Here is a 14,178-nt window from a genome sequence, read left to right as displayed (position 1 = left end):
CGATGCCGGCGCAGCCCGATCTTACTTGGCCGTTCTTCGACGAGCCGCATCGCGCCTTCGCCGCGAGGCTGCAGGGTTGGGCGGCGGCGCTGCCGGCGCATGACGACAGCGACGTCGACGCGACGTGCCGCGATCTGGTGCAGCGCCTGGGCCGTGACGGGTGGTTGCAGCATACGGTGCCCGGCAAAGACGGGCATGTCGACGTGCGCAGCCTGTGCATCGCGCGCGAGACGTTGGCCTATCACGACGGACTCGCGGATTTTGCTTTCGCGATGCAGGGGCTGGGTGCGGGACCGATCTCGTTCTTCGGCACGGACGCGCAACGTGCAGAATGGTTGCCGCGCGTTGCGGCCGGCGACGCGATCGCGGCCTTCGCTTTGTCCGAACCCGAAGCGGGCTCCGACGTCGCCGCGATGGCGATGACTGCGGACGAAACAGCGGACGGCTACGTGCTGAACGGCTGCAAGACCTGGATCTCGAACGGCGGCATCGCCGATTTCTACACCGTCTTCGCGCGAACTGGCGCCGGGTCGAAAGGAATCACGGCCTTCGTCGTCGATGCAAAGACGCCGGGCCTCGAGATCGAAGCGCGCATCGAAGTGATTGCGCCGCATCCGCTGGCAACGTTGCGCTTCACCGATTGCCGCGTGCCGCACTCGGCGCGCATTGGCGAACCGGGTGCGGGCATGCGCATCGCGCTGGGGACGCTCGACATCTTTCGCTCGACGGTCGGTGCGGCGGCGCTGGGCTTTGCGCGGCGTGCGATGGACGAGTCGGTGCAGCGCGCAGCGCAGCGCCAGCTGTTCGGTAACGCGATGGCCGAGCTGCAACTGATCCAAGGCAAGCTGGCGGACATGGCGGTCGACGTCGACGCTGCGACCTTGCTGGTCTATCGCGCCGCCTGGCTGGCCGATCAGCATACGGGGCGGGTCACGCGCGAAGCTGCGATCGCCAAACTCTTCGCCACGGAAGCGGCGCAACGCGCGATCGACGACGCGGTGCAGATTTTCGGCGGCCACGGCGTCGTGCGCGGCAACATCACCGAACGCCTCTATCGCGAGATCCGCGCGCTGCGCATCTATGAAGGCGCCAGCGAAGTGCAGAAGATCGTGATCGCGCGCCAGACATTGGCTGGCCGCGCATGATCGCCGATCGCTACGTGCTGGATGGATTGCCGCCGCCGTCGGCGCAGCCGGACTTTCTGTTCGACCGCCCTGAATTGCAGTACCCGGCGCAGCTCAACGCCGCCGCCGAGTTGCTCGGCCACACACCTGCCGATCGCGTGTTGTTCCACACGCCGGCGCGGCGCTGGACTTATGGCGAGATCGACGCGCTGTCGTCGCGCATCGCGCGGGTGCTGGTCGAGGCGGGGTTGGTCACAGGCGGTCGTGTGCTGTTGCGCGGCCGGACGACGGCGATGTTGGCGGCGTGCTGGTTCGGCGTGCTGAAAGCGGGCGGCGTGGTGGTGGCGACGATGCCGTTGCTGCGCAACCGCGAATTGTCGGTGATCGCCGACAAGGCGCGCGCCGACCTGGCGCTGTGCGAAGAAGATTTGCGCAGCGAGCTGGACGGTGTCTGCAAGACCATCCTGACCTTCACCGCTGAAGGCGACGGCAATGCCGAGCTCGATCGTCGTGCGCGCGACGTGCCGGGCGGGTTTGCGACCGTCGCGACCGCGGCCGACGATCCGGCGCTGTTGGCCTTCACCTCGGGTACGACGGGCGCGCCCAAAGCGACCGTCCATCTCCATCGCGATATTCTGGCCATCGCCGATTGTTTCCCGCGCTCGATCCTGAACGTGCAGCCGGACGATCTGTTTCTGTCCAGCGCGCCGCTGGCCTTCACCTTCGGACTTGGCGCGCATGTGATCTTTCCCGCGCGCTATGGCGCTGCGTCGATTCTGCTGCCGAGTGCCGCGCCCGAACTTCTCGGCGATGCGATCGCAACCATGAATCCAACGATTCTAATGACCGCGCCGACGGCCTATCGCGCGCTGCTCAAACATGCGCGGCGTGCCGACTGGACCAGCCTGCGCGCCTGCGTTTCGGCGGGCGAGCATTTGCCGGTTGCGACCTTCGACGCATGGCTGGAAGCGACCGGCCACAGTCTGATCGACGGGATCGGCGCGACCGAGATGCTGCACATCTTCATCTCGGCGGCACCGGGTAAAATCCGCCGTGGTGCGACGGGGCTGGCGGTGCCCGGCTATGTCGCCACCATTCTCGACGACGACGGCAACGAGTTGCCGCCTGACACGCCCGGCCGGCTTGCTGTGCGCGGTCCCACGGGTTGCCGTTATCTCGACGATGCGCGCCAGGCAAACTACGTGGCGAACGGCTGGAACATCACCGGCGATACGTATCACCGCGATGCTGACGGCTACTTCTGGTATCACGGCCGCAGCGACGACATGATCGTCGCCTCGGGCTACAATATCGGCGGCCCCGAAGTCGAAGAAGCGTTGCTGCTGCATCCGGCGGTGCGCGAATGTGCGGTCGTCGGATCGCCCGACGGCGAGCGCGGCATGGTGGTCAAAGCCTTCGTCTGTCTGGCTGACGACCGGCCGCGCGACGAAGCGTTGGTGCGCGAGCTGCAGGATTTCGTCAAAGCGACGATCGCGCCGTTCAAATATCCGCGTCGGATCGAATTCCTCGACGCGCTGCCGCGCAACGAGTCGGGCAAGCTGCAGCGCTTCGTGCTGCGTGACCGCGAGCGGCGTGCGTCATGAGCTTCACCACCGACATCACCGTGCGCTTCGCTCATGTCGACGCCGCCGGCATCGTGTTCTTCCCGCGCTATTTCGAGATGGTGAACCAGACCGTCGAAGAATGGTTCGAAGCCGAGCTGGGCACCTCGTTCCACCAGCTGCATCTCGAAGGCGAGCACGGCGTGCCGGCGGTGCGGATCGAGACCGATTTCGTGAAAGCGAGCCGGCTCGGCGATCGCCTGCGCTTTGCGCTCGACGTCACCTCGATCGGGCGTAGCCGGGTCGATCTGCGCATCGTTGTCTCGTGCCGTGGCGAAGAGCGGGTGCGGATCCGTCTCGTCGTCGCCTTCGTGTCGTTGGAACCGCTGCAATCCTGCCCCATCCCCGACGCGCTGCGCGCGGCGATGGAAAAATTTCTCGTGCCGCAATCGGAGCCGTCATGATCGAAACCGTGCAGCCCGCCGAATGGCCGCGTCCCAGCGGCTATGCCAACGGCATGGTCGCGACCGGCCGCTATCTCGTCCTGTCGGGGCAAATCGGCTGGAACGAGAAATGCGTGTTTGAAACCGACGATTTCGTCGAACAAACGCGCATCGCGTTGGAAAATATCCGCACCGTGTTGGCAGCGGCCGGCGGCACGCCCGAACAGATCGTGCGTCTGACCTGGTACGTGACCGACATGGTCGCCTATCGCACGCGGCTGCGCGAAATCGGCGCTGTCTATCGCGCGACCTTCGGCAAAGTCTTTCCCGTCATGTCGGTGGTGCAGGTGGTGGCGCTGGTCGAAGAGCGCGCCAAAGTCGAAATCGAAGCGACCGCGGTGCTGCCATGAAGGCACTGACTTCCCGGACCGTGAAACAATACGGCAACGACTTTCAGAGTTTCCGCGATTGGTGTGAATCGACCGGTCGCAGCTGGTTGCCGTCCGACAGCGCCACCGTGCTGCGCTTCGTGCAGCACGAGATGCAGCGCGGCTTGGCCGTGCCCACGATCGGCCGCCGTATCGCCGCGATCCGCTACGCCCACCTAATCGCCGGCCACGCCGCACCGACCGAGGATCCGCGCATTCGCGCTACCTTGGACGACGCCGAGACGCTGCGCCCAACCACGTCGCGCCTGACCCTGTCAGGCTTTGCCGCACTGGGGAACAGCCAGGCGGTGCGCTAGGTTTCACCTCGTGAGGTGATCCATGCGCAAGGTCGTTTTGTTGGTTCAACGCGCCGGCGGCGAAGCTTTGCGTACGCGCCGGGTGCGCTAATCGCGCGCGAATTCTTCGCTAACGAAATCGACGAAGACGCGCGCTGCGACGCGGGTGGCGCGGCCAAGCGGGAAATAGGCGTGCACTGGCAGCTCCGCCATCGTCCAGGCCGGTAACAAGCGCACCAAGGCACCGCTATCGAGCTCGCGCTTCGACGCCCAGGTCGTGGTCGAGGTGAGGCCGAGACCGCTCGTCGCCGCAGCCAGTGCGCCAGACGTATCGTTGGTCGTGAAATGCGGTTCCACGTCGATCGTGTCGGTGCGCCCATCACGCCGGTACTGCCACGACGACGCATGCATCGCGTGCGGACCGACGATGATGCGATGGCGATGCAGCTCGGCGGGTGTGGCGGGCGTGCCGTGCTTTTCCAGATAGGACGGCGCTGCGACGGTGATGCGGTGCATCTTGCCGATCAGCTTGGCCGTGCCGGACGCGTCGGGCAACTCACCGACGCGAAAGCCGATATCGATCGCGCCGCGCACCAGATCCTGCCACTGATCTTCGAGGATGGTTTCGAGATGCAGCTTGGGATGCCGCTCGATGAACTTCGTCAGGCGCGGGATCAGAACGCGGATGCCGAAGATCGACGGCATCGCGATACGCAGCCGTCCGCGCAGCTCGCCGGTCTCGCGCACGCTGTTCTCGGCATCGTCGAGCGCGGCCAGGATCGGCTCGATCCTCGCCAGGAATTCTATGCCGGCTTCGGTTGGTACGACCGCGCGCGTGGTACGCGACAAGAGACGCACGCCAAGCCCAGCTTCGAGATCGGCGATCATGCGCGAGACTTGCGACTGCGCCAGATTGGTCTCGCGCGCCGCGGCCGAGAAGCTGCCGAGCCGCGCCACGCGCGTGTAGAGCCTGAGCGTCGGGATGTCTTTCATGACAAGCGCCTTTCCCTGAATCGCGGTCCGGCGCCCATCTATGCTGGGCCGGGATAAATCCTAGACGAAGAGAACGGCTACTGGGCCGGCGGGCAAAAAGCGACCTTCACGTCATCGAACAGGGCGACAAACCAGTCGGAAACGCTCGGTAGAGCCGCTTTCGACAAGTCACCGCCCGGCAAACTGCTTCTCTTCTTCGAAGGATCATCGTCATGAAAATCTCCGGCTCCGTCGTTCTCGTCACTGGTGCCAATGGCGGCATCGGCCGCGCCTATGTCGCCGAACTGCTGGCTCGTGGTGCCGCCAAGATCTATGTCGCAGCCCGCGACACGGCTTCGCTCGGCGAGCTGTTGAAGAGCGGCGATCGCCGTCTCGTGCCGCTGCCGCTCGACGTCACCGATCCGGATCAAGTCGCTGCCGCGGCCGGCGTCGCCAAAGACGTGACCTTGCTGATCAACAATGCCGGCTTCGCCGCATTCCAGGGTGCGCTGTCGGCGCCGACGATCGACGACGCGCGGCGCGAGATGGAGGTCAATTATTTCGGCACGCTCGAACTGACGCGCGCTTTCGCAGCTTCCTTGGCTGCTTCGGGCGGCGGTGCGGTGCTGAACATGTTGTCGATGCTGGCGCTGATCAGCCTGCCGATGGCGGCGACCTATTCGGCATCCAAAGCGGCAAGCCTGTCGCTGACGCGCAGTCTGCGGGCTGAACTCGGCGCACAACACACGCAAGTGGTCGGCGTGTTCGCGGTGCAGACCGACACGGCGATGGGCGCGAAATTGCCGGAACCGCGCATGACCCCGCACGAAGTCGTCGCCGATGCGCTCGACGCGATCGAAGCCGGCACCAGCGACGAGATCGTCGCGGGCGCGCAGTCGCGCGGCATGTACCAGAAATTCACCGCCGACCCGAAAGCGGTGCAGGCGATGATGTCGACCCGCCTGCCCAAAGCCGCCTGAGCGAATGGAGATTGACATGAACTTCGTCGAAACAATGCTGCAGCGAAATGCTGCCTTCGCCGCGGACGGATTTAACGCCAGCCTGAAAATCCTGCCGACGCAACGAACCATGATCGTTGGTTGCGTAGATCCCCGCGTCGACCCGTTGGACGTCTTGCAACTCGAACCGGGCGAGACGGCGATCATCCGCAATGTCGGCGGCCGCGTGAATCCAGCGTTGCTGGAGACGATGGCGATCTTGCGCACCGTGTCCCGCGTCGGCGGGCAAGAAGTCGGTGCGGGCTGGAACCTAGTTCTGCTGCATCACACGGATTGCGGCATCGTCGGCTGCTATCATCACGCGCCTGGTCTGGTCGCGAACTATATGGGCGCAGCGGAAGAGGGGCTCGGCGAGGCGTTTGCGATCACCGATCCGTATCGCGCGGTGGCGATCGACGTCGCGGCTTTGCGCGCCAATCCGCGTCTGCCCGATGCGCTGACCGTGTCGGGGATGGTCTATGACGTTGCGACGGGGAAGATCGAACTCGTTGTTCCACCGGCGCCGTTGCGGGCGGTGTAGTTTGAAATCCCTAACCAGGCTGGTGCGCGCAGTTGATTTCGACCTGCGCCGGTATGTTGGCGAAGCGCAGCATCGGATAGTTGCGAGGCGGCGATCGCGTTACGGGCGCAGCGAAACCAGTGAGCGTTCACCGCGATAGGAGAGAGCGACGATCAGTGCAGCGCCAGTCAGGCTGGTCGAGATTGCCAACATCGTCCATTCCAGCCGGCTGCCGGTTTCGTGCACGACGCGCGGCACATGCAGCAACAGCACAAAGCCCGCGAACATCGTCGCCAGCAAGGTGGCGCCCAGGCGCGCCAGCACGCCGCTCAACATCGACAGGCCGGCGGCGATGTGAAAACAGCCGGTTGCATAGGCCCAGAACAACGGTCCCGGAATCCAGGTCGGAATCATCGAGGCGGTGAAGTCGGCATAGACGAAATGCGCGGTGCCGAAGATCAGCGGCGGAAAACCAAAGGCGAGACGGGCGGGACGCAGCAGCGCCGGCTTCACCACCGCATACGCAACCGCACCAGCGGCAGCGAGGGCGAGAATTTCAGCCAGCCCGTTCCAGCGGATGAGTTGCAACGGTTGCACGACCAGCCGCGGCAACATCAGCAGCACGACCCACAGCGCGTAGAGTACGCCGAGCGCGCCCGCGCCGCGCGTCGAGGTGCGCGGGATCAACGTGACGACGCCCGCAAGCAACAAGGCAGCAGCAGCGACATAGGCAAGAAGTGCGCGACCGGGAATGTCGGCGGGCACCGGCTGCCACTGCATTGCGAAGTCGCCGACGACGAGTCCGATCACGCCCAGCAGGATCGCACCCGCCCCGTACACGATATTTGCGCGCTGCATCTGCATCCCCGTTCCGGTTGGCGACAGGCTAGGCGCCGTGTCTATTCCCCGGGAAGGCGGGCTTAAGATCTGGCCTCGCGGTTAGGGCTTTGCGGTCTTAGTAAAAGCGCGGGATCGGCCCGTTTTGCGGCGTGGCGCGATCGCTGAGATCGAAGAAGGCCTCGTCGATATAACACCAGCCCCAGCCTTCGGGTGGATCATAGCCTTCGATGATCGGATGCTGGGTGGCGTGGAAATGTTTCGTCGCGTGCCGGTTGGGCGACTGGTCGCAGCATCCGACATGGCCGCACGTCCGGCACAGCCGCAGATGCAGCCACTCGCTGCCCGATTTCAGGCATTCCTCGCAGCCAAGCGCGCTGGGCGTCACAGTCCGGATCGTGTCCAGGTGAGAACAATCATCGCTCATTTGACCGATCCTCTGCTGTTGGCCGCAGCGTAGCAGATCAAATCGCTCGCGCGTTGCCGTCGTCACCGCGCGACCGTACGGTGCGCCCATGTCCAATATGGCGTCCGACACGACGACTGAAGCAGATCTCGATCCCGCCGATCCCTATGCGCGCGGGGCGCAGACATTTCCGGTGCTTAGTTCCGAGATGGCGGCACGTGCCTTTTCGTATGGCAGCGAAGAATCGTTGCACGCGGGCACGATGTTGTTTGAGCGCGGCCAGCGCAGCGTCGATTTCTTCCTCGTCGTCGCCGGCAACGTTGAAATTCTGGAATCCGACGAAGACGGTTCGCAGAACGTCGTGCATGTCCACGGGCCGGGGCAATTCACCGGCGAGTTGGATCTGTTCAACAGCCGCGAAATTCTGGTGTCGGCGCGCGCGGCCAACGACTGCCGCGTCGTGCGGGTCAAGCGTGCAAATTTTCGCCGCCTGGTAACCGGCGAGCCGGATATCGGCGAAATCATCATGCGCGCTTTCATTTTGCGTCGCGTCGGTTTGATCCGGCACGGCCAGGGCGGCGTCGTGTTGATCGGGCCCAGCCATGCGGGTGAGACGTTGCGGCTGGAACGGTTTCTGACGCGCAACGGCTATCCGCATCGTCTGCTCGACACCGAAATCGATCCCGATGCCGAAGGCTTCCTCGACTGTTTCAACCTGACCGCAGATCAGCTGCCGGTCGTGATCACGCCCGACCATCGCGTGCTGCGCAATCCGCCGACGGCCGAGCTGGCAGACGCGTTGGGTCTGACCGAGCAAATCGATCCGTCGCATGTCTATGACGTTGCCGTCGTCGGTGCCGGCCCAGCCGGACTTGCTGCGGCCGTGTACGCAGCATCCGAGGGTCTTGCGACAATCGTCGTCGAAGGCATGGCGCCGGGCGGGCAGGCTGGCACCAGTTCGAAGATCGAAAATTATCTCGGCTTTCCCACCGGTATTTCAGGCCAGGCCCTGGCCGGGCGCGCGCAGGTGCAGGCGCAGAAATTCGGTGCGCGGCTGGCGATTGCGCGCGCCGCAACCGGCGTCGACTGCGCAGCATCCCCCTATGCGCTCAAGCTCGAAGACGGGCAGCGGATTCAGGCGCGCGTCGTGGTGGTTGCGACCGGTGCACGCTATCGCAAGCTGGATGTCGAGAATTACGACCGGTTCGAAGGGCAGGGCATTCATTACGCCGCGACCGCGATGGAAGCGCAGCTGTGTGGCGGCGAGCATGTGATCGTCGTCGGTGGCGGCAACTCCGCCGGCCAAGCCGCGGTGTTTCTGTCGCGCACCTGCGCTCACGTGCATGTGCTGGTACGCGCCAGCGGGCTGGCGGCGACCATGTCCGACTATCTCGTGCAGCGGATCGAGCAGTCGCCGCGCATCACCTTGCATGCGCATACGGAAATTACCGGGCTCGACGGTGACGAGCGGTTGCGCAAAGTCACCTGGACCAACCGCAAAAGCGGCGACAGCGCGACCAACGAGGTTGGCAATATCTTCGTGATGATCGGTGCCGAACCCAACACCGAATGGCTCGATGGCTGTCTCGAACTCGACGGCAAGGGATTCGTGCGCACCGGCAAGGATTCGAACGGCGTGCCGCTATCGTCGCCCTACGCAACCACGCGGCCGGGCATTTTCGCGGTTGGCGACGTGCGCGCCGGATCGGTCAAGCGCGTTGCGTCGGGCGTCGGTGAGGGATCGGTCGTGATTCAGGCCGTGCACCAGTTCCTGCATCCGACCGACGGCTGATGCTCAGTCGCCAGACCGCGACGCTGGCAGCGACGATTCTCGGCTCCAGCCTGGCGTTCATCGACGGCTCGGTCGTCAATGTCGCGCTGCCGACGATTCAAAACGCCTTCGGCGCATCGGCTGCAGCGACGAGCTGGATGATCAATGCCTATGCGCTGCCCTTGGGTGCGCTGGTGCTGCTGTTCGGTGCAGCCGGCGATCGCTATGGCAAGCGGCGCTTGTTCGTGTGGGGCACGATTCTGTTCACCGCGGCGTCGATCTTGTGCGCCTTGGCGCCGAGCCTGTCGCTCTTGCTGGCAGGCCGCGTGTTGCAAGGAATCGGCGGCGCAATGTTGATGCCGAACAGTCTCGCCTTGATCGGCATTGCGTTCGACGGCGAAGCGCGCGGCCGTGCGATCGGCACCTGGTCGGCGGTCGGCGCAATCGGCGGCGCGATTGGTCCGGTACTGGGCGGGTGGCTGGTCGATTCCGTCAGTTGGCGCGCGATCTTTTTCATCAACGTGCCGCTGGCGTTGGGCGCGATTTTTCTCAGCCTGCGCTATGTCGAAGAACATCGCCGGCACGATGCAGCACCGCTGGACTGGGTGGGGGCAAGCTTGGCCACGGCGGGTCTCGCGGCGCTGACGTGGGGGCTGACGATTGCGTCGACGGCGATGGCGGGACCGTTTGCGTGGGGCGCAATCGCGCTTGGGATCGTGCTGCTGATCGTGTTCGTGCTGGTCGAGGCGCGCACCGGCAAGATTGCGATGATGCCGGTCAAGCTGTTCGGCACCCCGACCTTTGTCGGCGTCACCATCCTGACCTTCTTTCTCTATGCGGCGCTGGGCGGCTTGTTCGTGTTGCTGCCCTATCTGCTGATCCGCGTCGGCCATTATGACGCGACGGTGGCGGGCGCGTCGTTGTTGCCGCTGCCCTTGATCCTGGGCGCTGCGTCGCGTTCGACCGGACGGCTGGCGGAAAAAACCGGCCCGCGTTTGTTGCTGACGATCGGTCCGTTCACCGCTGCAATCGGCTTCGCCTTGTTCGCGCGCGTCGCGTCGGCCGACATCGAGTATTGGCGCGTGATTTTTCCCGCGCTGTTGCTGTTGGCTTGCGGCATGGCGCTCAGCGTGGCGCCGTTGACGACGACGGTGATGGCCTCGGTCGATGCGGACCATGCCGGATCGGCGTCGGGCATCAACAATGCAGTCGCGCGCATTGCCGGCTTGCTGGCGGTTGCGGTGCTGGGCTTTGCGCTCGCCGATGCGACCGAAGACCGCTTCGTCGCGAATTTCCGCATCGCTGTGTTGGGCGCAGCTGCAATGGCGGTTGCTGCGTCGGCTGCGGGTTTGCTGTTGGTGCGCAACCCGCAACGTTGAAAAACGAGGTGGCAGATCGTCTGACCTGCCACCTCGATCAAGTGCCGCGCGTTGCTAGGGAAAGTATGGCCGCACGCGCGCGGTTGGAGGGAACGTGTTGAACGCTCGCCTGCATGACTGCGCGAGCGGTCGCTCTATTCCGTTACGACTGCTCGGTCGAACTCTCGCTGCGCTTTTGCATGCGCTTGAACAGAATTTGTCCGACGACAGCGAATACGACCATCGACGCGATCGTGCTGGCGACGATATAGAGCGATCCCAGCGAGTGGGTCTGCACGACGTCGCGCAGGCTGCCGCCGAACAGAAGCGTGATCGCGACTTTGGGGCAGATACCCAGTCCGCTGCCCAACAGAAACTCGCCCCAGCGCACGCCAAGCGCGCCGGCCATCGCATTGACGACCGAGAACGGAGCGATCGGAACGAAGCGCACCAGCAACGAGGCGATGACGCCGTTCTCGGCGAAGGTGCGTCGCGCCATGTCGAGTCGTCGCGCGGCCCAACCCTGGCGCGCGAAGAAATCGTCGGTCATGTCGCGGGCGCGATGACCGATGGCGAATCCGATCGACGCGCTGCTCATCGTTGCGAGCCAGCACACGATGAAGCCGGGCACGATCGGCAGCACCGATCCGATCATCGCAACCGACACGACCTGCGGCACGCCGGTCAGCGAGCCGAAAAACAGAAACAGGAAACAGGCGACCGGCAGCGCAAAGCCGCCTTGGCGCGCCAACTCGTCGCGCAACTGGGACAGGTGCCCGCCGAACAACGGCGCGAAAGTCAGCGCCACGTTGAGAGCGATAAAGGCCCACAGCAGAATCTGCGCGCCGCGGGATTTGCGGGGTGGGGTCATGGCGGGCAGGTGCTACACCGATCTGCGCCTCCATGCCAGCTTAGCTGCGCCTTGCGCGCCGCCCGGCAAGGAATTGCGCCACACCGAGCGCGACCATCGTCGCCAGCCAGAGCCCGACCGCGCATGACAGAACGCGGCCGGCCCAGCCTGCTGCTTCGCCGGTATGGACGGGAAGAGCGGACTCAAAAAAGCGAACGCCGAACGGTGCGTTGGCGAGCGTCTGCTGCTGCACCACATTTCCGTCGGCGGCACCGACGAACATGGTCGTCTGCCCGTGGGTTCGATGCCACTCGCCCGATACGCGTACGCGGACTCGGTACCAGGGGCGTCCGTCGCGCGGCATGCGCAGCGAAGAAAGCGCTGCGCCGGGATGGCGCTGCAGCGCGACCTCGATCGCGCGCGCAGTCGCATCCGGTTGCGCCGTTACGGTGATGCCCGTGCGTGCCGGCTCGGAAAGTTCGATGCCGAACCGGTCGCGGATCGGCGACGCGAATGCGAGCAGAATACCGGCCGTGACCAGCACGAACGCTGGAAGCGCGCCCCATAGGCCGATGGCGCGATGCCAAGCATAGAGTCGGGCCCGCAGAGTTTGCGCGGGCGATGGCAGCAGCGCTGCGCGCCAGCGTTTGCGATGCGGCCAGGCGAGGCGCAGGCCGAGAGCCAGGTTGGTGAACAGCAACAAGCCGCTCAATCCGACGATGCGCGTACCGAGATCGCCGAGAAACAGTTCCTGGTGAAAGATCGACACGACACGGTAGAGGCTCATCCGCCCGTACTCGTAGTCGGATGGCGAGGTGCGAAGCACGGTGCCGGCGCCGTCGATACGCACGAGATCGGTCTTGCCGTCTTTGCGCGTGACATACAGGTCGAACCGGTTTGCAACGCCGCCGGTTGCGTAGAGCGCACGCACATGTTCGCCCGGGCGGTCTTGCTCGATGGCAGCGATGGCGTGTCCCAGCGCCTGCGCATCGAGCGCGTGCACGGTTCCATCGCCGAGACGCGCGTCGTCGAGTTCGACATGAAACACGAGCAGCGCGCCGCTCAGCGCTTGCAACAACCAGAACAGCGCAACGGCGATGCTCAGCCAACGATGGACTGGCCGCAGCCGGCCGACGAACGATTTAGCCATTTCGCAGCTCGTGCGCGCGGGCGACGGCGGCACGCACCGCGTCGAGCGTCAGCGCGTGCAATTGTCCGCCGGCATCAAACCGGTCGAGTGCGGCTGCGGTGGTGCCCGCCGGGCTGGTGACGTCACGCCGCAAGTCGGCGGGCGTGCGGCCGTCGCTGTCGAGGAGTGCGCCGGCACCGACCAAGGTGCGTGCCGCGAGCGCGGCTGCGATCTCGCGCGGCAGGCCGGTTTCGATTGCCGCCGCTTCGAGCGCTTCGGTGAAGCGGTAGAAATAAGCCGGCCCGCTGCCCGAGATTGCCGTTGCAAGATCGAGCTGCGCTTCTTCGTTGAGCCAGACGACGGCACCGACGGCGCGAAAAATATCGTCGCAGATCGCGCGCTGCGCCGGGGTCGCGCCGCACGCAACCGCAGCGGTGATGCCGGCGCCGGCAGCGACCGCGATGTTGGGCATGGCGCGCAGCAAGCCGACCTTGTCATCCAACGATGCGCGCAACGTCGCGCTTGCGACGCCGGCTGCGATCGAGATGAACGACATGGTCGGGCGCAGATGCGGGCGCAGCGCGGCGAGGGCGCTGGCGACTTTGTCGGGTTTGACCGCGATCACGACCGTCACCGGATCGGGCAAGGCGGCGATGTCGGACGGTTCGTGCAGGCGTCGCGCGCCTTGCGTCGCGGTTGCCAGCGGGTCGAGCACCCAAACCGTATCGCCATTGGCGCGCGCCGACAGGCCGCGCAGCAAGGCGCCGCCCATTTTGCCGCAGCCGAGCAGCACGATCTGCGTCATTAGAAATCCAGCATCCATTGCAGCAGTTCGGCCGCGGCGGGATCGCGCGCCAAGGCACTGGTGATGTCGGCGAACACGTCGCGCCGCTCGTCCTGGCCAAGTTTGAATTTCGCGGTCGACGACAGGATCTTTGCGTCGAACCCGATGATGCCGCGCGCCAGCGAGGAGAAGCGTGCGCCCATCTCTTCCTGCCGCCACGGGTTGGGCCGGCCGTGCTCCATCGCACCGATCAGATCGCGCAGCAGTTCTTCCAGCGCCTCCGCCTCCTCGAAGAAGCTCAGCTCGACGCGAAATTGCGCGCTGGCATAGTTCCAGGTCGGCGCCTGCGTCCGGTCGTTCATCCAGGACGGCGAGATATAGCCATGCGGTCCGAGAAACAGCAGCAGCGCGTCGCTCTTGGCACGCAGCGCCGCGACTTGCGGATTGGCGCGCGCGAAATGACCGCGGAGTTGCGTGATGCTTCCGTCGGGCGCAACGACGGCGCGCAACGGCAACAGGGTCGCATGCGGACCGTCGGAAACGACCCAGGCGAGCGGATGCGAACCGACCAGACGTACGACGTCCTGGGGTGCGCGTGCGGCGAACGTGCCGGGAGAAGCCATACTGCAGGGCTACCGGAAGCGTCGCGCACGCGCTCGCGAAGACGGGTCAATTAACGACGCGCCTGGGCCTGGCCCGG

The 14,178-nt window shown here is 65.2% G+C and carries 16 protein-coding genes; 9 read left to right on the top strand and 7 right to left on the bottom strand.

The features are described from left to right. Positions 1–2: 2 nt before the first annotated feature. From TMPK1_RS09685 to TMPK1_RS09665, 5 genes are read left to right on the top strand one after another with little or no spacing between them, the layout of a single operon-like run. Positions 3–1,145 carry an acyl-CoA dehydrogenase family protein gene (locus TMPK1_RS09685; protein WP_420242782.1) on the top strand — a complete coding sequence of 381 codons (1,143 nt, stop codon included), beginning with the start codon at positions 3–5 and terminating at the stop codon, positions 1,143–1,145. After that, a complete protein-coding gene (locus TMPK1_RS09680; RefSeq protein WP_420242781.1) occupies positions 1,142–2,728 on the top strand; it encodes an AMP-binding protein in 1,587 nt (528 codons plus the stop codon). The genes TMPK1_RS09685 and TMPK1_RS09680 overlap by 4 nt, the downstream gene beginning before the upstream one ends. After that, positions 2,725–3,150 carry an acyl-CoA thioesterase gene (locus TMPK1_RS09675; protein WP_420242780.1) on the top strand — a complete coding sequence of 142 codons (426 nt, stop codon included), beginning with the start codon at positions 2,725–2,727 and terminating at the stop codon, positions 3,148–3,150. Before TMPK1_RS09680 ends, TMPK1_RS09675 begins: the two co-directional genes overlap by 4 nt. Continuing rightward, on the top strand, positions 3,147–3,539 hold the full coding sequence (locus TMPK1_RS09670) for a RidA family protein (RefSeq protein WP_420242779.1): 393 nt from the start codon (positions 3,147–3,149) through the stop codon (positions 3,537–3,539). Before TMPK1_RS09675 ends, TMPK1_RS09670 begins: the two co-directional genes overlap by 4 nt. Continuing rightward, the gene (locus tag TMPK1_RS09665) at positions 3,536–3,874 is read left to right on the top strand and encodes a site-specific integrase (protein ID WP_420242777.1); all 339 of its coding nucleotides are present in this window, start codon (positions 3,536–3,538) and stop codon (positions 3,872–3,874) included. Before TMPK1_RS09670 ends, TMPK1_RS09665 begins: the two co-directional genes overlap by 4 nt. Positions 3,875–3,961: 87 nt before the next feature. Here the strand turns inward: TMPK1_RS09665 and TMPK1_RS09660 are convergent, their stop codons facing one another. Then, a complete protein-coding gene (locus TMPK1_RS09660) occupies positions 3,962–4,846 on the bottom strand; it encodes a LysR family transcriptional regulator (RefSeq protein ID WP_420242776.1) in 885 nt (294 codons plus the stop codon). Between the two features lie 212 nt (positions 4,847–5,058). On the opposite strand from TMPK1_RS09660, the gene TMPK1_RS09655 reads away from it, so the two are divergent. Both TMPK1_RS09655 and TMPK1_RS09650 read left to right on the top strand, forming a co-directional pair. Beyond that, the gene (locus TMPK1_RS09655) at positions 5,059–5,805 is read left to right on the top strand and encodes an SDR family NAD(P)-dependent oxidoreductase (protein WP_420242775.1); all 747 of its coding nucleotides are present in this window, start codon (positions 5,059–5,061) and stop codon (positions 5,803–5,805) included. Between the two features lie 16 nt (positions 5,806–5,821). Continuing rightward, a complete protein-coding gene (locus TMPK1_RS09650; protein ID WP_420242774.1) occupies positions 5,822–6,364 on the top strand; it encodes a carbonic anhydrase in 543 nt (180 codons plus the stop codon). 99 nt (positions 6,365–6,463) lie between these two features. Here the strand turns inward: TMPK1_RS09650 and TMPK1_RS09645 are convergent, their stop codons facing one another. Both TMPK1_RS09645 and TMPK1_RS09640 read right to left on the bottom strand, forming a co-directional pair. After that, positions 6,464–7,201: a DoxX family membrane protein gene (locus TMPK1_RS09645; RefSeq protein ID WP_420242773.1), complete on the bottom strand. Its 738-nt coding sequence runs from the start codon at positions 7,199–7,201 to the stop codon at positions 6,464–6,466. A 97-nt stretch (positions 7,202–7,298) separates the two neighbouring features. Next, complete coding sequence (locus TMPK1_RS09640) at positions 7,299–7,607, bottom strand: UBP-type zinc finger domain-containing protein (protein WP_420242772.1); 309 nt, start codon at positions 7,605–7,607, stop codon at positions 7,299–7,301. 88 nt (positions 7,608–7,695) lie between these two features. On the opposite strand from TMPK1_RS09640, the gene TMPK1_RS09635 reads away from it, so the two are divergent. After that, complete coding sequence (locus TMPK1_RS09635; RefSeq protein ID WP_420242771.1) at positions 7,696–9,378, top strand: FAD-dependent oxidoreductase; 1,683 nt, start codon at positions 7,696–7,698, stop codon at positions 9,376–9,378. Then, a complete protein-coding gene (locus TMPK1_RS09630) occupies positions 9,378–10,736 on the top strand; it encodes an MFS transporter (protein ID WP_420242770.1) in 1,359 nt (452 codons plus the stop codon). Before TMPK1_RS09635 ends, TMPK1_RS09630 begins: the two co-directional genes overlap by 1 nt. A 142-nt stretch (positions 10,737–10,878) precedes the next feature. Here TMPK1_RS09630 and TMPK1_RS09625 read toward each other — a convergent pair whose 3' ends face one another. From TMPK1_RS09625 to TMPK1_RS09610, 4 genes are read right to left on the bottom strand one after another with little or no spacing between them, the layout of a single operon-like run. Then, positions 10,879–11,586 carry a TVP38/TMEM64 family protein gene (locus tag TMPK1_RS09625; RefSeq protein ID WP_420242769.1) on the bottom strand — a complete coding sequence of 236 codons (708 nt, stop codon included), beginning with the start codon at positions 11,584–11,586 and terminating at the stop codon, positions 10,879–10,881. Between the two features lie 40 nt (positions 11,587–11,626). Then, on the bottom strand, positions 11,627–12,715 hold the full coding sequence (locus TMPK1_RS09620; RefSeq protein ID WP_420242768.1) for a PepSY-associated TM helix domain-containing protein: 1,089 nt from the start codon (positions 12,713–12,715) through the stop codon (positions 11,627–11,629). After that, positions 12,708–13,499, bottom strand: coding sequence for a pyrroline-5-carboxylate reductase (proC, locus tag TMPK1_RS09615; RefSeq protein WP_420242767.1), 792 nt, complete (start codon positions 13,497–13,499; stop codon positions 12,708–12,710). The genes TMPK1_RS09620 and proC overlap by 8 nt, the downstream gene beginning before the upstream one ends. Continuing rightward, positions 13,499–14,101 carry an FMN-binding negative transcriptional regulator gene (locus TMPK1_RS09610; RefSeq protein ID WP_420242766.1) on the bottom strand — a complete coding sequence of 201 codons (603 nt, stop codon included), beginning with the start codon at positions 14,099–14,101 and terminating at the stop codon, positions 13,499–13,501. The genes proC and TMPK1_RS09610 overlap by 1 nt, the downstream gene beginning before the upstream one ends. Positions 14,102–14,178 lie beyond the last annotated feature (77 nt).

The organism is Roseiterribacter gracilis, from assembly GCA_018332375.1.
GTDB lineage: Bacteria > Pseudomonadota > Alphaproteobacteria > BOG-932 > Roseiterribacteraceae > Roseiterribacter > Roseiterribacter gracilis.
Note: the sequence above shows the minus strand (reverse complement) of the source record. Positions and strands in the feature narration are given on the sequence as shown.